Below are 24350 nucleotides of genomic sequence, written 5' to 3'. Positions count from 1 at the left end.
GGGCGTCTTCCGGGTCAGTCGCCCGACACCGTGACCGTCTCGTCGTTCTTCAGCTGGCTCACCAGCGTCTTGACCTTGTCCTTGTCCCACAGCAGGTTGCCGCCCGTGGAGCCCGCCAGCGGAATGTTCATGGACTTGCCGTCGCCGCCGCTGACGCCCTTCATCGCCCAGAACATGTCGGCCAGGTCGAACAGCCCCATGTCCTCGTCGACGATGAGGGAGTCCAGGCCCGCGCCCATGGTCGGGTAGAGCTTGAAGGGGTTGAGGACGGTGCTCGGCGTCGCGACCTGGCTCGCCAGGGCGGACAGGAACTTCTGCTGGTTCTTGGTGCGGTCCAGGTCGGAGCGGGCGAACGCGTAGCGGGTGCGGACGAAGGCGAGTGACTCCTCGCCGTTCAGCGTCTGCCTGCCCGCCTCGAAGTCCGCGCCGGAGTTCTTGTCCTTGAAGGCCTTCGGGATGTCGATCTCGACGCCGCCGACCGCGTCCACGATGTTCGCGAAGCCGGCGAAGCCGATCTCGACGTAGTGGTCGATGTGCAGGCCGGTGTTGAACTCAACCGTGCGCACCAGCAGTTCGGGCCCGTCCTCGGCGTACGCGGCGTTCAGCTTCACGTGCCGGCCGGTGCCCGGGTAGGTCTTGCCGGACTCCGAGCCCTTGAAGCTGGGGATCTCCACGTCCGAGTCACGCGGCAGGGAGATCAGCGTCGGGGCGCCGTCGCCGGTGTGCAGGATCATCATCGAGTCCGTGCGCTTGCCCTCGGAGGACCCGGTGTGCAGCTTCTTCTTCTGCTCGGCGGTCATGCCCGCGCGGCTGTCGGAGCCGACGATGAGGTAGTTCGTGCCCTCGCCCGCCTCCGGCCGCTCGATGACCTTGGACAGGTCGACCTCGCGGTTGAGCTTGGAGTCGGCCCAGAAGTAGGTGCCGACCGCCGTGACGAACAACACCGTGGTGACGGTGATCGCGGTCCACTTGATCCGGCGCCGCCAGTCGGGCCGCGGCCGGCCGCCGTCGGAGTAGCCGTCCCCGCCTCCGCCGGGACCGCCGCCGTACACCTGGCCGGTGTTGTAGCCGCTGTCGTAACCGTAGCCGTCACCGCCGTCCACGTACGACGGCTGCTGCGGAACCCCTCCGTGCTGCGGCGGTGCCTGGTGGCCGCCCCCGCCGGGGCCGCGCCGGACCTGTCGCATCACACGGGCGCCCTCGGGCTGCGCACCGGCGCTGCCGCGACCGTAGGCGGGGCCGCGTCTGCCGCGGTTGTCGTCGGACCATCCCTCGGGCCAATCGTTCATGCGCCCCAGTGTGCCGGTCGAAGGCGTGTGCTTTACAAGGGTGAGCGGAAAACAGGGGCAGTGCTGTTGCCAATCTGACACAAAGCCCCCACCTGCCGGTTCGGCATAAGGTGGAGGCCATGACAGACCAGCCCAGCAACGCCGACATGGGCGATACGGACATTCCCGGCAAGCCGACCTCGGCCTCCCGTACGACGCTCAGCCACATCATGACCCACAACGACACGAACCTGCTGGGCACGGTGCACGGCGGCGTGATCATGAAGCTGGTCGACGACGCGGCGGGTGCGGTGGCCGGACGGCACAGCGGCGGACCCGCCGTCACGGCGTCCATGGACGAGATGGTCTTCCTGGAGCCGGTCCGCGTCGGTGACCTCGTGCATGTGAAGGCCCAGGTCAACTGGACGGGGCGGACCTCCATGGAGGTCGGCGTGCGCGTCCTCGCCGAGCGTTGGAACGAGTCCACGCCCGCCACCCAGGTCGGCTCCGCCTATCTGGTCTTCGCCGCGGTCGACGCCGACGGCAAGCCGCGCTCGGTACCGCAGGTGCTCCCCGAGACCGAGCGCGACAAGCGCCGCTACCAGGAGGCCCAGATCCGCCGCACCCACCGGCTCTCCCGTCGGCGCGCGATCAGGGAACTGCGCGAGAAGCGCGCGGCCGAGGGCTACGAGGACTGACCCGGGCCGCACGCGACTCCCTAGGCCCTGTCGTCGAACTCCCGCCCGCCCCGCGACGCCGTGCACGCTCCCCCACTTCGTGGGAGGCGCCCCCACTCGCCGCACCGGGCACCAGCCCGAGTGCGTCCGGTACGAGGGCTTGCACCCGGCACTCCCCCGGAGGGGGGGACCCCCAGAGCACGCACCTGACGCCGCGGGGCCGCCCTCCGGGCGACGACGGGAGTCTGACGACAGGACCTAGGGGCACCCCACCTCGTCGCCCCGCACCACCCCGAACTCGCCCTGCCGGACGTTCTCCGCGCGGACCTTGCGCACCTTCTCGAAGTCCGCGCCGACCACCACCTTCAGCGTCGCCCCCTGCCCCTTCACCGCGCGCAGCTCGCTGCCGGGCAGGGCCGCGGCGAGGGACTTGGCCGAGCGGTCCCAGCGGGGGTCGTGGGCGACGACGGTACGGCGGTTCGTCGGCCGGGCCGCGTTGGTGGGCTGCCGGGTCGTGCGGAAGCCGGTCGCGGCGAGGGCGGCGTCGACGCGGCGGCCCAGGCCGGCGGTGCGGGTGCCGTTCTCCACCTGGACCCGGATCTGCTGCGGGGCAACGGGGACCCGGACCGCGGTGTCGCGCGGGCGGTGGGCCGCGAGCGGCCGGTCCTCGCGCAGCGCCCGGAACAGCCTGGCCGACTTCACCGGGTCCCATTTCAGGGTGGAGCCGATGCCCTTGACCACATGGCCCATCTTCCCGATGGGGACCGTGGCGAACTCCGAGGACGAGGGGGAGAAGCCGCGCATCGCCCGCCCCAGGTCCAGGAGTTCGTCGGTGCCGAACCCCTTGTCCGCGCGGACCGAGCCGAGCACGGCCCGGGTCACGTCCCGGAACTTCAGCGGGTTCAGCAGGACGCCCGAGGAGGTCGCGCGTTCCACCAGCGCCGCGAGGAACCGCTGCTGGCGCTGCATCCGGCCGAGGTCGGAGGCACCGTCGACATGGCGGGCGCGGACGTACTGGAGGGCCTGGCCGCCCTTGAGGTCGTGCGGGCCCGCGGGCAGGTCCAGGCCGGTGTAGGAGTCCTTCAGCGGGTCGCTGGTGCAGATGCGGACGCCGCCGAGGACGTCGACGGTCTTCATGAAGCTGGTGAAGTCGACCTCCAGATAGTGGTCGATCTTCACACGCGTCATGTGCTCGACCGTCCGCACGGTCAGCTGGGGCCCGCCCTCGGCGTAGGCGGCGTTCAGCTTGACGGGGTGCGCGTGATGCCGCTCACCCGTGGTCCGGTCGACGTGCGCGGGCAGCTCGGCGTAGGAGTCGCGGGGGAGGGAGACCACGCTCGCCCGCTCCCGGTCCTCGGAGATGTGCAGGATCATGACCGTGTCGGTGCAGTGGCAGGGCGCGCCGCCCAGGCGGTACTTGCGGCGCTCGGCCTTCGAGATCCGGTCGCGGCCGTCGGTGCCGACCAGCAGCACGTTCATGCCGTGCCCGGCCTGCGGCCGGTTCTTCATGTCCTTGAACGGGTCCACACGCGCGATGTCCGCGTCGAGGCTGGTGACGAGCGCGTGCCCGATGCCGGCGGAGGCCAGCACCACCACCGACAGGCTGGTCACCATCCGCATGGCCCAGCGGGGCCGTCTGGCCCGCGGCGCGGGCCGTGGGACGCGGCGGGACAGCCGCGGTCGGGGCTGGGGCCGGCCGGGGGACCTGGGCGGCGTGGGCAAGGGAACACCTCCGGGCGAGGCCGTACGCGGGAGCCGTGAGCACCGTAGGCCGATACGATCTCCACTCCGGCGCAGCGCCACGGCCGGGGCACCCGGTGTCCCCCGTTCGCGGTAACGTGAGCACCGATGAACGCCAAGCCCGACGTGCAGCTCCCCGCCGTTTCCGTGATCATGCCGGTCCTCAACGAGGAACGGCATCTGCGCGGCTCCGTCCAGGCGATCCTCGCGCAGGAGTACGCCGGTGAGATGGAGGTCGTGATCGCCCTCGGTCCGTCCACGGACCGTACGGACGAGATCGCGGCCGAACTGGTGCGCGAGGACCCGCGCGTGCACACCGTGCCCAACCCCACCGGACGCACGCCCGCCGCCCTGAACGCCGCGATCAAGGCCTCCCGGCACCCGGTCGTCGTCCGCGTCGACGGGCACGGCATGCTCTCGCCGGACTACATCGCGACCGCCGTACGGCTCCTGGAGGAGACCGGCGCGCAGAACGTCGGCGGGATCATGCACGCCGAGGGCGAGAACGACTGGGAGCACGCGGTCGCGGCCGCGATGACCTCGAAGATCGGCGTCGGCAACGCCGCCTTCCACACCGGCGGCCAGGCCGGGCCCGCCGAGACGGTCTACCTCGGCGTCTTCCGCCGCGAGGCCCTGGAGCAGCAGGGCGGCTACAACGAGGAGTTCATCCGCGCCCAGGACTGGGAGCTGAACTTCCGCATCCGTGAGGCGGGCGGCCTGATCTGGTTCTCGCCGGAGCTGCGGGTGTCCTACCGGCCGCGCCCGAGCGTGAAGGCGCTGGCCAGGCAGTACAAGGACTACGGCCGCTGGCGCCATGTCGTCGCCCGCTACCACTCGGGCTCCATCAACCTGCGCTACCTCGCCCCGCCGACGGCGGTCTGCGCCATCGCGGCGGGCCTGGTCGTGGGCGTGGCCCTCACTCCCTGGGGCCTGGTGATCCCGGGCGGCTACCTCGCCGCGATCACCGCGGGCTCGCTCCCCGCGGGCGGCGGCCTGCCGCTCAGGGCCCGCCTCCGGATCCCGCTCGCCCTCGCCACCATGCACATGTCCTGGGGCTGGGGATTCCTGACCAGCCCGAAGGCACTGGCCCGCAAGGTAATCGCCTCGCGGCGGCCGGCGGTGCTCGCCGAGCGCTGAACGCGAACGAGCGAACCGGCCCTCGGACGGACCCGGTTCGCTCGTCGTCTCCCGCGGAATCTCCCCCGGACCGGCCGTCCCGGGACTGCACGGCCCAGGGCCCTTTTGATGGGCCCTGGTCGCCCGCGCCGGCCCTCGTCACCAGCTGAACGCCGGGTTCACGTGCATACAGGCCCCGTCGTCCGCGCCGTTGAGGGCCTCGGCGGTGTCGGGCAGCTTGTCGCTGCGGGCCGGCGCCTTGTACACGGTGCCCTCGCGCCAGTCGGCGCCCACGACCAGGGTGACCCCACTGACGTCCGTCGAGCGCCGCACCGAGCTCAGCGGGATCTTCAGGGCGCGCGCCACCGCCTGGGCGTCGCCCTCCAGGTCGGCGCTCGGGAACCGCACCACCGTGACCTTCTCGGCCGGGGGCGTCTGCGGATCGGGCACCGCGCCGGTGAAGCCCGCCTCGGTGAGCAGTCCCGCCACCTCCGTGGCCCGCCTGTTGGCCGGGCCCAGCACATCGGTGCGCGTGCCGTTCTGGACCTGGACGGCGATCTCGGCGTCCGGCGCTGCCGGGTCGCCGGAGACCGGCTCCGTCGCCTTTTTCTTCTTCCGGCCCTTGCCGTCCAGCGCGATGTCCTCGCGCACCAGCCGGAACAGCTGCTCGGCGTCCTCGGTCGGCTCCACGCGCGCGCCCACATAGCGGTTGGGCATCGTCGTCATGGTGACCCGATCCGGCGCCACCGCCCGCAGTTCGTTGCTGAGGTCGTAGAGCTTCTTGACGCTGTTGAGGCCGGGGTCGACGGTGAGCGCCCGGGTGGCTTCCTCGGCGAGCCTGCGCAGCTTGTTGGGGCTGCCCAGGGTCGCGTTCGTGCGCAGCTCGCGGACCAGGGAGTTCATGTACATGTGCTGGGCCTTGGCGCGCTCGAGGTCGCTGCCGTCGCCGAAGCCGTAGCGGGTGCGCAGCCACTGGAGGGCCTGCTCGCCCTTGACCGGGTGGGTGCCCTCCTCCAACTCCAGGCCGGAGCCGTGGCCCTGGCTGTCCCGGGAGCGGATGTTGGCGTCCACGCACACCGGGACGCCGCCTATCGCGTCGGCCATCGACACCACACCGGCGAAGTCGACCATGACGAAGTGGTCGATATGGATGCCGGTGAGCTCCTGCCAGGTGGCCACCGTGCAGCCCGGACCGCCGTTGCTGAGGCTCAGGTTGGTCATGTCGCGGCCGTTGCTCGCCTCGTAGACCTGGCCGTCGTCGGGGTCGGTGCACCTGGGTATCTGCACGAGCGTGTCGCGCGGCATGCTGATGACCGACATGTTCGAGCGGTCGGCGGACAGGTGCAGCAGCATCTGCACGTCCGCGCGCGGCGGGCTGCCGAACGTCTCCCTGGCGCCGCCGAGTTTCTGGTTCTCCTCGGTGTCGCGCGCGTCGGAGCCTATGAGCAGGATGTTCAGCGGTGTCTGCCCGGCGGCGTTCGGTGTGGGCGCGGCGACGTCGCTGTCACCGAGGTTGAGGTGGTCCTCTTTGATGTTGTCGTTCAGGTGCCGGTAGTACAGGTACCCGGCGCCGGCCGTGCCCACGACGAGCAGGGCCACGGCGCCCGCCGTCCAGCGCAGGACACGGCCCCCGAGCCGCGGGGCGCGCCGGGCGCGACGCCCGGCGTGCAGGGCCTCGGCCTGTGGGCCGGGCTCCTCGTCCGTGCCCGGCGGGTTCCCCTGTGCGGTTCCGGCCGTGGTCCGGCCGGCGTGCGCACCGTCCTCGTCAGCGTGCCGGACCCGTTGCAGGGTCCCCTCCCCTTGCACACTGCTCTGCGTCATTTCCCGTCCTCCCCACCCTCGCGGCCATCGAACGGGCCTGTCATGCGTCGGGTAAGACGCGTGACAGGCCCGTCTGGTCGCCTGCGGCGCTCAACTTCTCGGCCGGGGCCGTCTCAGCTGGCGCACTGAACCTTGTCCGCCGTGGTCTTGTCTTTCACGTCGATCTTCGCCTGACCGGTCAGCGGGATCCCCGCCCCCTTGAAGTCCTTGCCCAGGGTCAGGGTCATCGTCGGCAGGCCCTGGGAGTTGGTCACGCTCTCGCCCGGCTTCATCGCCGCGCCGGACAGCCCCATGATCGCGGCGAGCGCGCGGGCCTGGTCGGCCTGGTCGGGGGCGTACTCCAGCGTGGTCCTCGCCAGGTCGGCGGGCGCGTTGCCCCCGTTCTCCGACTTGGTGACGCTCTCCTCCAACTGGAGCCAGTTGAGCGTCTTCTGCGCGGCGCCGGAGGCCGCACCGCCGTTGAGCACCTGCACCCGCACCTCGGAGGCGGGCGCCCTGGTGCCCTTCAGCCGGGCAGCGAGGGCCGCGCTCTCCTGCTTCTTCTTCTGCTTGACCTCGGTCAGGGAGACGTCGTTCTTGATCGCGTCGAAGATCGGTGGCGCCAGGGTCTCGTTGAGGACGACCGTCACCTTCACCGTCTCGTCGGGGTTGTCGACCACCGGGACCGTCGTGAAGGAGAGGTTCTTCATCGGCACCTTCTTCATCTCGAGGGCGATGTCCTTGAGAGTGCCGACGTCGCCGATGGCCTTGTCGACGGTCAGTGCCTCGGTGGCCGCCTCCGCCAGCTTCACCAGCTTCGTCGGGCTGGTCAGCGTGTCGCCGGAGGACATCTTGCGCATCAGGGACGCCAGGAACTGCTGCTGCACCTTGATGCGGTCCAGGTCGCCCTCGTTGCCCCAGGCGTGCCGGGTGCGGACGAACGCCAGCGCCTGCTCGCCCTCGATGGTCGAGGGACCGGCGGGGAGCTTCAGACGCGACTTGGGGTCGTCGACGGCCTTCTCGACGCACACGTCGACGCCGTCCACGGCCGTGGTCAGGGTCTTGATGGCGTTGAAGTCGGCCATCATGAAGTGGTCCGGCTTGACGCCCGTCAGCTGCTCGACCGTACGCATGGTGCAGCCCGCGTCCCGCCCGCCGACACCCAGGCTGTAGCCGAAGCGGTCGTGGATGCCCGGGATCGTCTCGAAGGAGCCGTCCTCCTGCTTCGTCTCGCAGTCCGGGATGTCCACCTTCATGTCGCGCGGGATGCTCAGCACCGTCGCGTTCGTCCGGTCCTTGGCCACGTGCAGCAGCAGCGTGGTGTCGGCGTGGCCCGTCGAGTTGTCCTTGTCGCCGTAGCCCTCGTTGCCCTCGCCGGTGCGCTTGTCCGTACCGATCAGCAGGATGTTGAAGGCCTCGTCCTTGCTGAAGTCGCTCGCGGCCGCGTCACCGACGTCCTGCGTGTTGACGTTGCCCTCGAGGTGCTTGAGGTAGAGGTACCCCGCGGTGCCGACGGCGACCAGGACCAGCGCCATGGAGCCGCCGGTCCACATCAGGATCTTCTTGCCCCTGGGCTTCTTGGCCGGCCGCCGCCCGCGCCGCCCCGGCGGCTCCTCGGGCGTCGTACGGCGCCTGCGCGGCGGCGGGACCTCACGGCCCGGCGCACCCTCGCGCCCCGGGGTCCCGGGCGCGGTGCGGCCGCCCGGCGCGGCCGTCCTGGAAGGGGCGGTGCCCTGTGCGGCACGGCGCGCGGCCGCCCGCGGTCCGGGCACTCCCGACTGCGCTGCGGAATTGGCCAGTCGCAGTTCGTATTCGCCGGTGTTCGGATTGAGCACCCACTGGTCTGCGGGATCGATGTTGTCCGCCCGCCCACGGCCTTGCGCGTCCACGGTTGTCCGAATCCTCCGTCGGGGCCACGCGGCGTCTTCCCCCTCAAAGACGCTCGGCTCTCGTACAAACAGTGCGCGACCCCGGACCACGACCGGTCGGGTCGCAGGGCCGGGGGCACCGGAGCGCTCACACTATCCGCCCAGTTCAGCGTGGAGCCACGGCGGTGACAAATTCCACGCCCATACAACCGGGCAATCCACCCCAATTCTTTGAACGCGCGTTCGTCCGGGCCGGACTACTTGGGTATGGCTTTACTTGCAGCCGTCCTCGGCGGCGGTGTTTCCGCGGAACGTGGGGGCGGGCGAACTGCTGTCTTCCTTGTACTCAGGGTGATCGTACGACTGCGAATCCGAATCTTCCTTTGCCGCGGAATCCCCCGGAACTTCCCCGGAGACGTTGATCGGCGCGTCCGTACGCAGCCGGGCGAAGAGTTTCTCCGCGGCCGGCTCCACGAGCTGGTCGCGATTGGCGTTGTAGACGTACGACTCCCGCGGGACGGTCAGGAACTGCACGCGTTCCATGGGGATGTGGCGCACACGGCGTACGAGTTCGTACAAACCGCGCAGACTCGCCAGCGAGGGGTCCGTCGTCAACGAGGACGTGGCCGCGTCGAGCACCGGATAGAGCTTGACCGGATTCAGCAGTACGTCGTTGCTGCGCACCTTGTTGACGAGCGCGCCGAGGAAGCGCTGCTGGCGGTCCATGCGGTCGGTGTCGCTGCCGTTGCCGAGGGACTTGCGGGCCCGGACGTAGCCGAGGGCCTGCTCTCCGTTCAGCCGCACGCGCCCGGCGGGCAGCCGCAGCTTGGCCGCCTTGTCCCGGATGGGCTCCGCCAGGCAGATCTCGACGCCGTCGACGGCGTCGACCATCTTCTTGAAGCCGCTGAAGTCCACCACGACGTGGTGGTCGATCCGGATCCCGGTCAGCTTCTCGACCGTGCGGATCGTGCAGGCCGAGCCGCCCGTCTCGAAGGCGTAGTTGAACATCGCGAACATCGGCTCGGTGCGGGTGCCGTCCGGTTTGCGGCAGCTCGGCACGTCCACCATCAGGTCCCTCGGCAGCGACACCGCGGTCGCGCTGCGCCGGTCCGCCGACAGATGCAGCAGGATCGTGGTGTCCGAGCGCTCGGTGCCCGAGTCCCGCCCGTATCTGCGGTTCCCGCTGCCGGAACGCGAGTCCGACCCGATCAGCAGCAGGTTCTGCGCGCCCTCGACCAGCGCGGTGGGGCGCTCCTTCTCGTAGCGCGCGAGCTCGGCCGCGGCGGCCTCGTCGGGCGTGATGTTCCCGTCGAGCTTCGCGTACACGACCGCTCCCGCGACCGCGGCCCCCACGAGGACGACCGTCACGCCGATCGTGGTGCCCCGCACCCAGTGCCTGCGCCGCCGACGCGCGAGCCCCCGCCCCGACGCCGCCGCCCCGGCCCCGACCGCCCCCTGCCTCCCGGAAACCCGACCCGTGCTCTCGCTCACGTCTGAGTCCCCCTCACGGCGTCCGGGCGTCTCGTCCTGCGCTTACGACGATGCCGTGGATGGCGGTGGGGTGGGGGGTGGGGGTGGGCCGAACGGGGGACGGGGGCGGGGCTGACCTGCGGGTTCGCGCGGCGGGGTGGAGGCGGGCGCTGGCCTGGCCGGGCTGGGTTCGCCGGGTGCGGGTGCGGGGCCGGGTGTGGGGCCGGCCGGGCCCGGTTCTCCTACCGTGCCGTCGCCGTGACCCGCTCGCTCTCGATGCGCTTGGTCAGCGTGTCCTCCGAGGCCTGGTCCAGATGCCGGCACAGCACGACCGAGCCGCCGGAGGCCAGCGGCCCGTACAGCCCCGCGCTCAGCCCCTCCCACGTGTCGTACGGCAGCGCCGACAGGAGCCGGGAGCCGGGGCCGGTCAGGCCGAGCGGTGCCGCCTCGGCGCGGGCCCGCTCCACGACCTCGGCGCCGGTCAGTTCCGCCCCGGCCACGACCAGCGCGGGCTCCTCGGGGTCCACGGGTGCGTACGCGGCGAAGCGGTCGCCGAAGGTCGGCACCTCGACGGCGTAGTCCTCGTAGCCCGCCGGAGGTCCGCCGGTGAAACGCCGGCCCAGCGGTGCCAGCGACAGCGCGTAGCGCTCCCCGGAGCAGGCGAGGCCCTCGTCGAAACGGTCCGGACCCGCCACGACGTGGTCCGCCCGCGCCGGATCCCCGCCGACGTCCGCGACCACACCCACCGAGGAACAGGCCAGCAGCCACACCGCCGTCTGCCAGTGCGCGGGCAGCAGGAGCGCCACCCTCTCGCCCGGCTGCGCGGACATCCCGTCCTGGAGAAGGTTCGAGGTCTTGGCCACCCAATTGGCGAACGTGGCCACGGACAGTTCGACGCGTTCGCCGGTCGCGTCGTCGTAGAAGGTCACCAGCGGTCGCGCGGGGTCCTCGGCGAGCGCGGAACGCAGCAGGTCGGCAGGGGTGCGGTCGGTCGCATTCACCCGCGCAAGCGTACGCGTGCCGACGCGCCCGCGCCGGAGCGCCATGCCACCGGTTCGGCCCAGCGCGTGCCACCGGTTCGGCCCAGTGGCGGCCGACGGTCCGTCAAGTCATCGATGGACAGATTTGTACGGCTATGTCCAGGATCAGGGGCATGCGTGGATTCCTAGCCTCTTCGATCGGCGTCACCTGTGCGGCCGCTCTGGCCCTGCCGCTGACCCTGCCCGCCGCCACGGCGTCGGCCCGCCCCGCGCCGGCCGCGGAGCAGGCCGCCGACGCCTCCGCCGCGGTTCCCGGACAGACCCAGTCCCTGCCCCTGGTCCCGCTCACCGTCGACCGTGCCCTCGGCTCCACCGCCGTACAGGGCCTGACCCGCCGCGACGTACGCCACTTCTCCCTCGTCGGCGTCGTATGGGACGACCCGGACGCCGAACTGCACGGCCGCGTCCAGGTCCGCACCCGCGGCTCCACCACGGGGAAGTGGTCCGGCTGGCAGGACGTCGAGACCCACAACCACGAACACGCCGCCGACCCCGACACCGCCGAGCGCGCCGCCGGCCGGGTCCGCGGCGCCACCGCCCCGCTGTGGGTGGGCGATTCCGACGGCGTGGAGGTCCGGGTCCGGGCCGTCGCCGAGTCACGCGTCGAGGAGACAGGCCGCGGTGCCCGCACCGCCACCGCGGAGGCCGTGCTGCCGTCGGGTCTGCGACTCGAACTCGTCGATCCGGGACGGGCCGCGGACGTGCCGGCCGCCCGGCCCGCGCTGGGCGCCCGCCCCGCCCCGGGTTCCGTCCCCGGCACGGGGGCCGCCCCCGCCGGCGCCGTCTCCGCGGACTCGCCGCGTACCGGCTCGCTCGGGGCCGGCACCGTCGCCGCCTCCGCAGCCAACTCCGCCCTCGCGCCGCTCGGTGCCATGGAACTGCCCGCGCTCGGCCGTGCCGCGACACTGCGCGAACTCGCCCTGCTGCGCGAGGGGCGGGCGCAGGCCCAGCCCAAGATCGGGCCGCGGCCGCGTATCGTCACCCGGCGCGGCTGGGGCGCGGACGAGTCACTGCGCGAGAAGAAGTTCGTCTACACCAAGTCGGTCAAGGCGGCCTTCGTGCACCACACGGCGTCCGGGAACAAGTACCTGTGCTCCCAGGTGCCGTCCGTCATCCGCAGTATCTACCGCTACCACGTCAAGAGCATGGGATGGCGGGACATCGGCTACAACTTCCTCGTCGACAAGTGCGGAAACATCTACGAGGGCCGTGCCGGTGGGGTGGCGAAGGCCGTCCTCGGCGCCCACACTCTCGGTTTCAACACCAACAGCATGGGGATCGCCGTGCTCGGCACGTTCAACACCTCCAAGCCGTCGGCCTCCGCGGTGACCGCCATCGCGAAACTGACGGCCTGGAAGCTCGGCATCTACGGGATGGACCCGCGCGCCAAGACCTCCCTCAAGTCGGGCGGTGGGAATCTCTACAAAAAAGGCAAGAACGTGCGACTGAACGTGATCTCCGGTCATCGGGACGGCTTCGCCACACAGTGCCCCGGCGGGCTGCTGTACGGCAGGCTCGGCACCGCCCGGACGGACGCGGCCCGCCTCCAGGGCCGCTGACCGCCCGGGCGGGGAGTGAGCCGTCAGCCGGGAGCACGTTCGGGGGCACGTTCGGGGGCTTCGTCACCGCCGTCGGGGGGAAGGGACGCGACACCGCCGGCAGTCGAGAGCGCCAGACGACGGGCTGCACACACTGGCCGGCCGAACGAGAGTTCGGCCGGTCCCGGCAGGAAGCGGAGACGACACGTGACAGAAGCGATCCTCCTGGTCGGCGGCAAGGGCACGCGACTGCGTCCGCTCACGGTGTACACACCGAAGCCGATGGTCAGGGCGGCGGGGGTGCCGTTCCTCACGCACCAGTTGGCGCGGGCGAGGGCGGCAGGGGTCGAACACATCGTGCTCGCGACGTCCTATCTGTCGGACGTCTTCCAGCCGTACTTCGGCGACGGCTCGGCGCTCGGCCTGCACATCGAGTACGTCACCGAGGACGAACCCCTCGGGACGGGCGGAGCCATCCGGAACGTGGCCTCCCGGCTGCACTCCGGGCCCGACGATCCGGTGCTCGTCTTCAACGGCGACATCCTGACCGGGCTCGACATCCGGGCGCTGGTCTCCACCCACGCCCGCTCCGGCGCGGACGTCTCCCTGCACCTGACGCAGGTGACCGACCCCCGCGCGTACGGGCTCGTCCCCACCGACGAGGCCGGGCGGGTCCTCGCCTTCCTGGAGAAGCCGCAGACGCCCGAGGAGATCGTCACCGACCAGATCAACGCGGGGGCGTACGTCTTCCGTCGCTCCGTCATCGACTCGATCCCCTCGGGGCGGCCGGTGTCGGTGGAGCGGGAGACGTTCCCGGATCTGCTGGCGGCCGGGGCGCATCTCCAGGGCATGGTCGACAGTACTTACTGGCTGGATCTGGGGACCCCGGCCGCGTTCGTCCGCGGGTCCGCCGACCTGGTCCTGGGGCGGGCGCCGTCTCCGGCCGTGCCCGGGCGGTGCGGTGACCGGCTGGTCCTGCCCACGGCGACGGTGGCGCCCGACGCGAAGCTGGCCGGGGGGACGGTGGTGGGCGAGGGGGCGTTGGTCGCGGAGGGGGCGCGGGTGTTCGGCTCGACGATCCTGCCCGGGGCGGTCATCGAGCCCGGCGCGGTCATCACGGACTCCCTCATCGGCAACCGCGCCCGCGTGGGCACGCGGTCCGTCCTCTCCGGCACGGTGATCGGCGACGGGGCGGTGATCGGCGCCGACAACGAACTGCGCGAGGGGGCGCGGGTGTGGTGCGACGCCCGAATCCCAGCGGCGTCGCTCCGCTTCTCGTCGGATCAGTAGCGCGTTACGTGGGTGGGTGTGTGGGTGGTGCGGGGCCGGGGCGGGGGTGTCCGTCCTCGGTCCGCCGAACCAGTTACTCACGGGGGTTCTGGTGTCTGACGGCGGCCGCTGCGGGCGGACACCCCCCGCCCCGTCCCCTCCCCGCCGTACGCGGCTTCCCGTCGCCCGTCGCCGCGGGCATGCGTGCCGCCAGGGGCGGCACGGGTGGGCGTGGCGGCACCTCGTCGCGCCGAGTTGCGCACCGCCCCCACCTCAGCAACCGCCGGGCGGTACGTCGCTGACGCCGAGCTGCGAAACGCCCCTGCCCCAGCCTCCGCCCACGGTTACTTTCCTGACGCCGAGTCGCGCAGCGCCCCGCGGACACGGACCGTCAGAGCCGCCCGATGTCACCGCGTGGCATACGAGGCGCCCGCCGCGCAGGAGTACGCCCGCTGAGAAGAATCAGCCGGGCGGCCCGATGCCGCTGCCCGGCATACGGCTCGAGCAGCCGCAACATCGCGTCGTCGTCGGCGTAACGATCCCCCGCCAGGGCCCACCCCACGATCCCGGGCAGATGAAGATCCCCCACGGTCACGGCATCGGGCGCCCCATGACTGCGCTGCACGGTCTCCGCGGAGGTCCAGGGCCCGATCCCGGGCACGACCTCCAGCCGGGCCCGCGCCGCCTCGGGCGTCATCGACACGGCCTCTTCCAGCCGCGAGGCCACGCGAACCGCCCGCAGGATCGTCGACGCGCGTTTGTCGTCGACACCGGCGCGATGCCACTCCCAGGAGGGAATCAGCGCCCACGTCCGGGCCGCGGGCATCACCCACAGCCGCCCACCCGCCGCGGGCCCCGGCGCCGGCTCCCCGAACTTCCGCACCAGCAGCCGCCACGCCCGGTACGCCTCGTCGACCGTGACCTTCTGCTCGAGGACCGACGGGATCAGCGACTCCAGCACCAGCCCGGTCCGGGTCAGCCGCAGCCCGGGCCGCCGGTGCCGCGCCACGGCCAGCAGCCGGTGGCGTGGAGCGAAGGCGTCCGGGTCGTCGGCTGAGCCGAGCAGTTCGGGGAGCCCGCCGAGGAGCCAGTCCGCCCCCGGCCCCCACGCCTCGCCCCGCACCTCACCGCCGCCGCACGCGGAGACCCGCAGCGTCCCCGGCCCGGCGGGCGTGCGGCTGGCGCGCCAGACCGAGCCGTCGGGCAGGGCGCGGAACGTCGGGTCGGCAGGACCCCGGCGCAGCGGTCCGAGGACCAGCCCGAGATCGACGGGGCCGGCGGGGACGTACGTCCGCACCCGTCCGGGTCCCGCCGCCGGCCTCGGCACACCGCCGGGTACGGCGACATGGCCCCCGCGCACCGTCGTACGCGTGGGGCGTGGAGCGAAGCGTCCAGCCACGAGTGGTCCCTGGGAAGCCGGTCAGGTTCTTCGAGCGTACGAGCCCCGGCACGGCGGCGGGGGCCACTCGGGCATCGAGGTGCGCCACATGTCAGCGCACCTCGATGAACGCCCCCGCGTCCCGGTCCGCGCGCGGGCGGGGCGCCTCGGCGGGGTGGCCGACGGCGACCGCGCCCATGGGGTCCCAGTCCTCCGGCAGTTCGAGGACCTCGCGCACCACGTCACGGCAGAACATGGTGGATGACACCCAGGCCGAGCCCAGCCGCTCGCCGGCCAGGGCGACGAGGAAGTTCTGCACGCCGGCGCCCGTGGCGACCACGAACATCTCCCGTTCGGCCCCGTCGCGGCGGGCGTCGCCGTAGGTGTGGGAGCCGTCCATCACGAGGCAGGGGACGACGAGGTAGGGCGCGTTGCGCAGGACGTCGCCACGGCGGACGCGCCGGGCGATGGACTCCTCGGTCCTGCCGTCCCGGCGCAGATCGGCGATCCAGGCGTCGCGCATCGCGTCGAGCAGGCGGGTGCGGGACCCGGCGGACTCGAGGAGGACGAAGCGCCAGGGGGTGGTGTGGTGGGGCGCGGGCGCGGTGACCGCCGCCGCGACGGCCCGTCTCACCGAGCCGGGGTCGACCGGGTCGTCGGTGAACGCCCGGACGGTACGGCGCTGGGCGACCGCCTCACGGATCGCCTCCGAGGTGCCGAGCCGGAACATGTCGTCCCGGGCGTCCCTGACGAGGGCCCGGGCGCCGGTCGCGGTCTCGCCGGTCACGTGCGACAGGCCGCGGACGACGGCCACCGGCATGCCGGTCGCCTTGCCCTTGACCAGATCGCCGGCCGCGGCCAGTTCGTCGGCCGTGGCCACGACGGTCGCGGCGAGGGGGTTGCCGTGGGCGTCGGTTTCCCCGCGCAGGTCGTCCAGGACGTGCACTCCGGCGGCGCCGATCGCCACGTCCGTGAGCCCCGCGCGCCAGGGTCGCCCGAACGTGTCGGTGACGACGACCCCGACGTCGACGCCGAGGATCTCGCGCAGGCCCTCACGGATCGCGCGGGCGGATCCGTCGGGGTCCTCGGGGAGCAACAGGACCGTGCCGGAGGCGGTGTTGGAGGCGTCCACCCCGGCGGCGGCCATGATCAGGCCCTGGCGGTTCTCGACGATCCGCAGCGGTCCGCGGCGGGCCACGACCCGGACGGTCTCGGCGTCGATCGCGGCCTCACGGCCGGCCGCCTCGACGATCCGCCCCTCCGCCTTGGAGACGATCTTGGACGTGACGAGCAGCACGTCCCCGTCGGCCAGGTCCGGCGCGGCGGCGGCGATCATCTTGGCGAGGTCGTCGCCGGGCACGACCTCGGGCAGTCCGGGCACGGCCCAGACGCGGTAGCCCCGCGCGGACGCCCCGGTCATACGGTCCGCACCTCCTCGGCCAGCGCCAGTGCCTCGCGGGCCATCCGCGCGGTCGCGTCGACGTCGGTCATCATCAGCGGTACGGACCTGCAGCGGATGCCGGCCGCCTCGACACGCTCCACGGAGGCCGCGTCCACGGTGTCCACGAGCCAGCCGTCCAGCAGGCCCGAGCCGTAGTGCTCGGCGACCGCGGCGGCCGTGGACTCCACGCCGACGGCCGCGAGCACCTTGTCGGCCATGCCGCGCACGGGCGCGTCCCCGACGATGGGGGAGAGGCCGACCACGGGTACGCCCGCCTCGGCGATCGCCTCCCGGATGCCGGGCACCGCGAGGATCGTGCCGATCGAGACGACGGGGTTGGACGGCGGGAAGAGGATGACGTCCGCCGCCGCGAGGGCCTCCAGGACGCCGGGCGCGGGCTTGGCCTGTTCCGCGCCGACCGGCACGATCGCCTCGGCGGCCACCGACGCGCGCAGCCGGACCCAGTACTCCTGGAAGTGGATCGCCTTGCGCTCGCCGGAGCCGCTGTCGGGCAGCGTGACGGCCACATGGGTCTCCACGCGGTCGTCGGTCATCGGGATCAGCCGGACCCCGGGCCGCCACCGGTCGCACAGCGCCTCGGTGACCGCGCTCAGGGGGTAGCCGGCGCCCAGCATCTGGGTCCGCACGATGTGCGTGGCGAAGTCCCGGTCGCCCAGTCCGAACCACTCGGGGCCCACGCCGTACGCCCCGAGCTCCTCCTTGAGGTGGAAGGTCTCGTCGGAACGGCCCCAGCCCTGTTCCTCGTCGATGCCGCCGCCGAGGGTGTACATCACCGTGTCGAGGTCCGGGCAGACCTTCAGCCCGAACAGGTGGATGTCGTCCCCGGTGTTGCCGATGACCGTGATGTCCGCGTCCGGTGCAGCCTGCTTCAGACCGCGCAGGAACCGGGCACCGCCGATGCCGCCTGCCAGAACCACAATGCGCATGGGGCAAGTCTCGCAGGCGGGTCCGACAACGCGTCAGGCGGTCACGGGGCGCGCCTCGCAGTGGGGGGCCGTGTGCATCGGCATCTCGGTCAGGCCCGGGTGGTAGATGTGCAGGCTGACCGCGGGCTCCAGGGCGTCGTTGACGACCTCGTGGACGTAGCCCGGGGCGAACACCCGCTGGGTGCCGGCCGTCAGCGCGCGCGTGGCGCGCCCGCTGCGCTCGGTCAGGGTGCCGTCCAGGACGGTCAGCACACCGGAGGAGCGGCCGTGGTCGTGCAGTCCGCTGCCCTGGCCGGGCACCCAGGACAGCAGCCACACCTCGTAGCCGGGGCCGGTGCGCAGCCGGTGGTACCAGCGGCTGGTGGCGTCGTACTCGACGAGGTGCTCCCACTGGGAGCGGTCGGCGGCGATGGAGCGGGCGAGTCCGACGAACTCGGCGACGGTGGCAGGGTGCTCGCGGGCCGGCTGGAGCAGGTGCTGCACTTCGAGGATGTCGCCGGCGATCTGGAGGTCGCTGTCGCTGTTCATGGGTGGGGTGTTCCTCGGGGGAAGTGGGGGATGGCTGGGTGTCGCGGACCGTCCGCCCGGGTCGCGGGGGACAGGGGAGCCCGGGGTCCGGGCGGCGGGAACAGGCAGCCGGGTCGCGGTGGACTCAGGGTGCGGCCGGAGCGCTCTTCGGGCTCAACAACCGGGACAACAGCAACAGCTACGGCGAACGAGGGCAGCACCGAGGGACCCGGCGGCGCGGGTCGGGGTGAGTGCCAAGTTCGCGAGCATGCCCACAAGGACAGCGGTTCACACCATGACTGTCAACTCGACGCCCGGCATGTGGGACATGTTTCACCTCATCCGGTTCATCTGTGTGGTGAAAGGTTTGTTCAACCGCCGGCCGGGACACATGGCGCACAACCGGGCGCTCGGGTCTCGTTGCGATCCCGTGATCCCGTTGTGATCCGGTTCGCTTCGGCGCGCGTGCCGGAACGAGATCGAACGCACGGGCGTCCTTCTCCGTACAGGTCTGTGCGGGGCCGGAGGCCCTCGGGATCCCTGTCCCTGTGTCAAGGTATATGGCGATTTGAACACTTTCCGCATGGCCTTGGTTCCGCAGAGTGAATAAGGGGCCCAATAGCAGATCTCGGCTTGACTCGCCCGGAGCAGCACACTTGTAATTTCACTCGTGTCGTTCAGCCGGAATCGGTAACGGCTACATCACGGGGACGCGAAAGACAGACGAGGGGCGCACATGACCGAGCTGGTGCAGCAACTGCTGGTCGACGACGCGGACGAGGAACTCGGCTGGCAGGAGCGCGCGCTGTGCGCCCAGACCGACCCCGAGTCCTTCTTTCCCGAGAAGGGCGGCTCCACCCGCGAGGCCAAGAAGGTCTGCCTCGCCTGTGAGGTCCGCTCCGAGTGCCTCGAGTACGCCCTCGCCAACGACGAGCGCTTCGGCATCTGGGGCGGTCTGTCCGAGCGTGAGCGCCGACGCCTCAAGAAGGCCGCCATCTGAACGAACGTACGAAATGCGGACCCAACGGCCCGTCGCAAGTGGGTTGTCCACAGGCGGCGGGCCGCTGCCATGCCCAGCCGATAGTGTGGTCGCTCGTCCGAGACGCCCCGCCGTCCCCTCAGCACCAGAGGAGGCGCGGGCGCGTCCACCGCAGTCCAGCGAACCGGGGCCCGTACCTCGATGTCCGTGCACAGCCACACGGCGGCGCAGAACGGCGCCGCCACACCAGAGTTCCCGCGCCATGTCGTGACCGCGGTGATCGTCTCCCACGACGGTGCCCGCTGGCTGCCCGACGCGCTCGCCGGGCTGCTCGGCCAGGAGCGCCCCGTCCAGTACGTCATGGCCGCCGACACCGGCAGCGCCGACGACTCCGCGCGGCTGGTCACCGACGCCCTCGGCCCCGACCGCGTCCTCCACCTCGCCCGCCGCACCGGCTTCGGCCAGGCCGTCGAGGAGGCCCACCGCACGGCCCCCCACCTCTCTCCCGAGGACCTGCCCTATCTGAAGCGGCCCAGCGGCTGGGACCCCGTCACGCGCACCTGGCGCGACGACGCCTACGACCTGCCCGAGCTGCCCCACGGCGAACCCGTCGAGTGGCTGTGGCTGCTGCACGACGACTGCGCCCCCGAACCCGACGCGCTCTCCCACCTGCTGCGCGTCGTGGAGAACGAACGCGAGCTCGGCCGCGACGACGTCGCCGTGGTCGGCCCCAAGCTGCGCGGCTGGTACGACAGGCGCCAGCTCCTCGAGGTCGGCGTCTCCATCGCCAACTCCGGCCGCCGCTGGACCGGCCTGGACCGCCGCGAGCAGGACCAGGGCCAGCACGACCACGTCCGGTCCGTGCTGTCCGTGTCCACCGCCGGCATGCTGATCCGCCGCGACGTCTTCGAACAGCTCGGCGGCTTCGACCGGCGTCTGCCCCTGATGCGCGACGACGTCGACCTGTGCTGGCGCGCCCACTCCGCCGGCCACCGCGTCCTCATCGCCCCCGACGCCGTCGTCCGGCACGCCGAGGCCGCCTCCCGCGAACGCCGCGCCGTCGACTGCGCAGGACGCGCCACCGCCTCCCCGCACAAGGTCGACAAGGCCGGCGCCGTCTACACCCTGCTGGTCAACACCCGCACCGCGACGCTGCCCTGGGTCCTGCTCCGGCTCGTCCTCGGCACCCTGCTGCGCACCCTCGCCTACCTCGTCGGCAAGGTCCCCGGCCAGGCCGTCGACGAGATCCGCGGACTGCTCGGCGTGCTGCTGCGGCCCGAGCGGATCATCGCCGGGCGGCGCCGCCGGGGCCGCCCGCAGATCGACAAGGGCGAGCTCGGACAGCTCTTCCCGCCGCCGGGCGCGACCGTCCGCGTCACCGTCGAACAGGTCGCGGGCAACTTCTTCGGCAACACCGACGCCGAGGCGCCCTCCGGCGCCGGACGGCACGGCGGCGCGGTGGAGTCCGGACCAGGCGGCGACGACGCCGACTTCCTCCAGGTCGAGCAGTTCGCCCGCCTCAAGCGACTGGCGCGCAAGCCCGCGCCGGTGCTGTTCCTGGTCCTGCTGCTCGCCTCGCTCGCCGCCTGCCGCGGACTCCTCGGCACCGGCGCCCTCGCCGGCGGCGCCCTGCTGCCCGCGCCCGCCACCGCCGCCGACCTCTGGTCGCGCTACCTGGACGCCTGGCACCCCGTCGGCGCCGGCGGCACCCCCACCGCGCCGCCCTACCTGGCGATCGTGGCCATGCTGGCCACCGTGCTGTTCGGCTCCACCGGACTCGCCGTCACCGTCCTGCTGGTCGCCTCGGTGCCCCTGGCCGGCCTCAGCGCCTACTTCGCCTCCCGCCCGCTGGTCACCTCCCGCCTGCTGCGCGCCTGGGCCGCCGTCGCCTACGCCTTCCTGCCCGCCGTCACCGGCGCCCTGGCCGGCGGCCGCCTCGGCACCGCCGTCCTCGCCGTCCTGCTGCCGCTCATCGCCCGCGCGGGCGTCGCGGCCGCCGGCCTCGCGAACGCCTCGGGCGCCCGCGGCAGCTGGCGCGCCACCTGGGCGTACGCGCTGCTGCTGACGATCGCCACGGCGTTCACCCCGCTGGTGTGGCCCGCGGCCCTCCTCCTCGGCATCGCCCTGCTCGCCGTGCGCCGCGGCGAGCTCACCGCCTACGGTCCGCGCTTCGCCGTCCAGCTCGGCACGCCCCTGCTGATCCTGGCGCCCTGGTCGCTGACGCTGCTGCCGTTCGGGTTCTTCACCGAGGCCGGCCTCGACTACGGAGCCTCCTCCGCGTCCGCGCTCGACCTGCTCGCCGCCAGCCCCGGCGGACCGGGCACCATGGACGGGCTGATGCTCATCGGCATCGTCCTCGCCGCGCTCGCCGCCCTGCTGCGCGCCGAGCGCCGCCCCGCCATCCTCACCGCCTGGGCCGTCGCCCTGGCCGGCCTCCTGCTCGCCGTCCTGTCCAACCGCTCCACCTGGGCGGGCCCGGCCACCCTCGTCTACGGCCTCGCCCTCCTCGCCGCCGCCGTCCTCGGCGCCGACGGGGCACGCGCCCGCGTGGCCGAGCAGAACTTCGGCTGGCGCCAGCCCGTCGCCGCGCTGATCGCCTTCGCCTCCGCCGCGGGCCCGCTGCTGGTCGCCGCCGGCTGGATGATCCGTGGCGCCGACGGCCCCCTGGAGCGGTGGCCCGACGCCCTTCAGGTGCCCGCGTTCGTCGCCGAGGACGGCCCCGGCTGCTCCCAGCCGCGCACCCTCGTCCTCGACAGCACGTCCGCCGTACACGTCGACTACACCCTGGTCCGCGGCTCCGGAGCCCGCCTCGGCGACGCCGAACTCGCCGCCGCCGCCGGGCGCGACGTCCGCCTGGACAAGGTCGTCGCCAACCTCGTCGCGGGCTCCGGCGCCGACCAGGCCACCCAGCTCGGCGACTTCGCCGTCTGCTACGTCCTCGTCCACAAGGGCGCGCCCCGCGAGATCGCCCGCGTCCTGGACTCCACGCCCGGCCTGACCCGGCTCAGCGAGAAGGACGGCGGCGCCCTGTGGCGGGTCGAGCGCGAGGTCGCGCGGGCCATGATCGTCCAGGCCGGGGCCACCGACCCCGTGCCCGTCAAGGCCGGCCCGGTCGAGATCCACACCACCCTCCCGGCCGGCCCCGAGGGCCGCGTCCTTCGCCTGGCGGACAGCGCCGCCGACGGCTGGGCCGCCACCCTCGACGGCGCCCCGCTCACCCGCACCACCGTGGACGGCTGGGCCCAGGGCTTCGAACTCCCCGCCGCCGGCGGCCGCCTGGACGTCATTTACGACGACCCCGCCGGCCACACCGCCTGGCTGTGGACGCAGGGCTTCCTGGCCCTCGTGCTCGTCGTGCTCGCCCTGCCCGGCCGCCGCCGCGACGTCGACGACGACCTGCCCGAGGAGACACCGATCCCCGCCCAGGCCACCGCCGGAGAGGGCCGCCGCGCCCGCCGCCTGCGCGCCCAGGCGGAGGCCGAAGAGGCCGCCCGGCCCGACGAGTTCGCCGCCCCCGCGCCGGAACAGCCCCCGGCCGCCGTCCCGCAGCAGCAGTCCTACGACACCTGGAACACCGCGGACCAGTACGCGGGCCACGCCGACCAGTACCAGGCGGGCACCTACGACGGCGCCTACCAGGCCGACCCGTACCAGTCGGGTCAGTACGACCCGTACGCCTACGGAGGGACCGCGCAGACCGCGCCGTACGACCGGACGTACACCCAGGGCTACGACATGGCGTACGACCCGGCGCACCAGGACCACCCGCACCAGGACCACCAGCACACCGACGGCAGTGAGCGCCCCGACGGGAGCCAGCAGTGAACCGCACGACCCTGTCCCTGATCGCCGCCACGGCCGCGCTCGCCGCCGTCACCGGCCTGGGCGCGCTCACCGCCCCCGACGCCTCCGGCTCGGACAGCCCGCGGGCGGCCGAGTACCTGCCCGTGGAGCGCACCAGCCTGCTGTGCCCGCCGCCCAGCACCTCCGACCTCGCCGAGACGACGTACACCTCGTTCACGCCCACCACCGAGGGCACCGGCAAGGACGGCAAGGCCGACCTGGTGCCCGCCACCGGCGACCAGGGCGGCAAGAGCGCGAAGAAGCCCCCCAAGGCCGCCGTGAAGCCCGCGGAGCCGGGCACACCCGTCAGCGGCGACACCTCCGGCGCCCAGTCGCCCGCGCTGATCGGCACCGCCGAGGGCAACACCGCGCCCGGCTGGACCGTCCAGCAGACCACCGAGGTCGGCGCGGGCACCGGCCGCGGCCTCCAGGGCGTCAACTGCACCGCCCCCGACACCGAGTTCTGGTTCCCGGGCGCCAGCACCGGCGAGGGCCGCACCGACTACGTCCACCTCACCAACCCCGACGACTCCGCGGCCGTCGTCGACATCCGGCTGTACGGCGAGGACGGCCTGCTGGAGTCCACGGTCGCCGAGGGCATCACGGTCAAGCCGAAGTCCACCGAACCGGTCCTGCTGTCCACCCTCACCGACGGCTCGCACCCCGACGTCACCGTGCACGTCGTCGTGCGCAGCGGCCGCGTCGGCGCCGCGATGCTCGCCCTGGACGACAAGCTCGGCGGCGACTGGCTGGCAGCGTCCGCCGACCCCGCCGACACCCTCGTCCTGCCCGGCATCCCCGCGGACGCCACGTCCGTGCGCCTGGTGGCCTTCACCCCGGGCGGCACCGACGCCGACCTCAAGGTCCGTCTCGCCTCCCCGTCCGGCCTGATCACGCCCGCCGGACAGGAGACGCTGCATGTGAAGTCGGGCATGACCAGCGCGGTCGACCTCGGCGACCTCACGCGCGGGGAGGCCGGTTCGCTGGTGCTGAGCCCGACGGACCGCTCGGTGCCCGTCGTCGCCGCCGTACAGGTCGTGCGCGGCAAGGGCGACGAGCGGGAGACGGGGTTCATCGCAGCGGCCCGGCCGGTCGGCACGCGCGCCAGCGCCGTCGACAACACCGCCAAGGGCGCCACCCTGTCGCTCACCGCGCCGGCAGGGGCCGCCGAGGTCAAGGTGACCGCCTCGGCCGGCACCGGGGGCGGCACGGCCGTGACGGAGACGTTCCGGCTCAAGGCCGGGACCACGCAGAACGTGAAGCTGCCGGTGCCGAGCGGCCTGAAGGGCACCTTCGCCCTCACCGTCGAGCCGGTGTCGGGCGGCCCGGTGTTCGCCTCCCGCACCCTGGAGGCGGACCAGGACGACGTCGCAGCGTTCACCGTGCAGACCCTGCCGGACGACCGCGGCACGGTCGCCGTGCCGGACGCGCAGCAGGACCTGTCGGTGCTCCAGCGCTGACTCCGGCGG

Annotated in this window: 17 protein-coding genes; 7 read left to right on the top strand and 10 right to left on the bottom strand. The window is 72.7% G+C overall.

What is annotated here, in order from left to right; genetic code table 11:
- Window positions 1–14: 14 nt before the first annotated feature.
- Complete coding sequence (locus ACFYR0_RS22830; RefSeq protein ID WP_389330958.1) at window positions 15–1289, bottom strand: LCP family protein; 1275 nt, start codon at window positions 1287–1289, stop codon at window positions 15–17.
- Window positions 1290–1408: 119 nt separating this feature from the next.
- On the opposite strand from ACFYR0_RS22830, the gene ACFYR0_RS22825 reads away from it, so the two are divergent.
- Window positions 1409–1966: an acyl-CoA thioesterase gene (locus ACFYR0_RS22825; protein WP_389330956.1), complete on the top strand. Its 558-nt coding sequence runs from the start codon at window positions 1409–1411 to the stop codon at window positions 1964–1966.
- Window positions 1967–2203: 237 nt separating this feature from the next.
- Here ACFYR0_RS22825 and ACFYR0_RS22820 read toward each other — a convergent pair whose 3' ends face one another.
- Window positions 2204–3565, bottom strand: a complete 1362-nt coding sequence (locus tag ACFYR0_RS22820) for an LCP family protein (protein ID WP_389330953.1) — start codon at window positions 3563–3565, stop codon at window positions 2204–2206.
- Window positions 3566–3793: 228 nt separating this feature from the next.
- Between ACFYR0_RS22820 and ACFYR0_RS22815 the strand changes: the two genes are divergently transcribed.
- Entirely contained in the window at window positions 3794–4822 is a 1029-nt protein-coding gene (locus ACFYR0_RS22815) for a glycosyltransferase family 2 protein (RefSeq protein WP_389330950.1), read from the top strand.
- A gap of 138 nt (window positions 4823–4960) precedes the next feature.
- On the opposite strand, the gene ACFYR0_RS22810 is transcribed toward ACFYR0_RS22815, so the two are convergent.
- From ACFYR0_RS22810 to ACFYR0_RS22795, 4 genes are all read right to left on the bottom strand, one after another.
- Window positions 4961–6622, bottom strand: a complete 1662-nt coding sequence (locus ACFYR0_RS22810) for an LCP family protein (RefSeq protein ID WP_389330947.1) — start codon at window positions 6620–6622, stop codon at window positions 4961–4963.
- A gap of 113 nt (window positions 6623–6735) precedes the next feature.
- The gene (locus ACFYR0_RS22805) at window positions 6736–8490 is read right to left on the bottom strand and encodes an LCP family protein (RefSeq protein WP_389330944.1); all 1755 of its coding nucleotides are present in this window, start codon (window positions 8488–8490) and stop codon (window positions 6736–6738) included.
- Between the two features lie 252 nt (window positions 8491–8742).
- Window positions 8743–9858, bottom strand: a complete 1116-nt coding sequence (locus ACFYR0_RS22800; protein ID WP_389330941.1) for an LCP family protein — start codon at window positions 9856–9858, stop codon at window positions 8743–8745.
- 323 nt (window positions 9859–10181) lie between these two features.
- Window positions 10182–10940 carry a TIGR03089 family protein gene (locus tag ACFYR0_RS22795; RefSeq protein ID WP_389330938.1) on the bottom strand — a complete coding sequence of 253 codons (759 nt, stop codon included), beginning with the start codon at window positions 10938–10940 and terminating at the stop codon, window positions 10182–10184.
- 152 nt (window positions 10941–11092) lie between these two features.
- Here ACFYR0_RS22795 and ACFYR0_RS22790 point away from each other — a divergent pair, with 152 nt between their 5' ends.
- Together ACFYR0_RS22790 and ACFYR0_RS22785 are read left to right on the top strand one after the other, a co-directional pair.
- Window positions 11093–12538 carry an N-acetylmuramoyl-L-alanine amidase gene (locus ACFYR0_RS22790; protein ID WP_389330935.1) on the top strand — a complete coding sequence of 482 codons (1446 nt, stop codon included), beginning with the start codon at window positions 11093–11095 and terminating at the stop codon, window positions 12536–12538.
- Between the two features lie 186 nt (window positions 12539–12724).
- Entirely contained in the window at window positions 12725–13807 is a 1083-nt protein-coding gene (locus ACFYR0_RS22785) for a sugar phosphate nucleotidyltransferase (protein ID WP_389330932.1), read from the top strand.
- Between the two features lie 370 nt (window positions 13808–14177).
- On the opposite strand, the gene ACFYR0_RS22780 is transcribed toward ACFYR0_RS22785, so the two are convergent.
- From ACFYR0_RS22780 to ACFYR0_RS22765, 4 genes are all read right to left on the bottom strand, one after another.
- Entirely contained in the window at window positions 14178–15185 is a 1008-nt protein-coding gene (locus tag ACFYR0_RS22780; RefSeq protein WP_389330929.1) for a DNA-3-methyladenine glycosylase family protein, read from the bottom strand.
- Window positions 15186–15276: 91 nt separating this feature from the next.
- Window positions 15277–16584, bottom strand: a complete 1308-nt coding sequence (locus ACFYR0_RS22775) for a coenzyme F420-0:L-glutamate ligase (RefSeq protein WP_389330926.1) — start codon at window positions 16582–16584, stop codon at window positions 15277–15279.
- Entirely contained in the window at window positions 16581–17552 is a 972-nt protein-coding gene (gene cofD / locus ACFYR0_RS22770; protein WP_389330923.1) for a 2-phospho-L-lactate transferase, read from the bottom strand. Before cofD ends, ACFYR0_RS22775 begins: the two co-directional genes overlap by 4 nt.
- A gap of 33 nt (window positions 17553–17585) precedes the next feature.
- Window positions 17586–18080: a cysteine dioxygenase gene (locus ACFYR0_RS22765; protein WP_389330920.1), complete on the bottom strand. Its 495-nt coding sequence runs from the start codon at window positions 18078–18080 to the stop codon at window positions 17586–17588.
- Between the two features lie 715 nt (window positions 18081–18795).
- Between ACFYR0_RS22765 and ACFYR0_RS22760 the strand changes: the two genes are divergently transcribed.
- From ACFYR0_RS22760 to ACFYR0_RS22750, 3 genes are all read left to right on the top strand, one after another.
- On the top strand, window positions 18796–19059 hold the full coding sequence (locus ACFYR0_RS22760) for a WhiB family transcriptional regulator (RefSeq protein WP_010986447.1): 264 nt from the start codon (window positions 18796–18798) through the stop codon (window positions 19057–19059).
- A gap of 180 nt (window positions 19060–19239) precedes the next feature.
- Window positions 19240–22863 (top strand): glycosyltransferase, encoded by a 3624-nt coding sequence (locus ACFYR0_RS22755; RefSeq protein WP_389330916.1) that lies wholly within the window; start codon window positions 19240–19242, stop codon window positions 22861–22863.
- Window positions 22860–24341, top strand: a complete 1482-nt coding sequence (locus tag ACFYR0_RS22750; protein ID WP_389330913.1) for a DUF5719 family protein — start codon at window positions 22860–22862, stop codon at window positions 24339–24341. The genes ACFYR0_RS22755 and ACFYR0_RS22750 overlap by 4 nt, the downstream gene beginning before the upstream one ends.
- The last annotated feature ends 9 nt before the right edge of the window (window positions 24342–24350 follow it).

This window comes from Streptomyces sp. NPDC005017, assembly GCF_042873115.1.
GTDB lineage: Bacteria > Actinomycetota > Actinomycetes > Streptomycetales > Streptomycetaceae > Streptomyces.
This window is presented reverse-complemented; position numbering and strand designations above follow the sequence as displayed.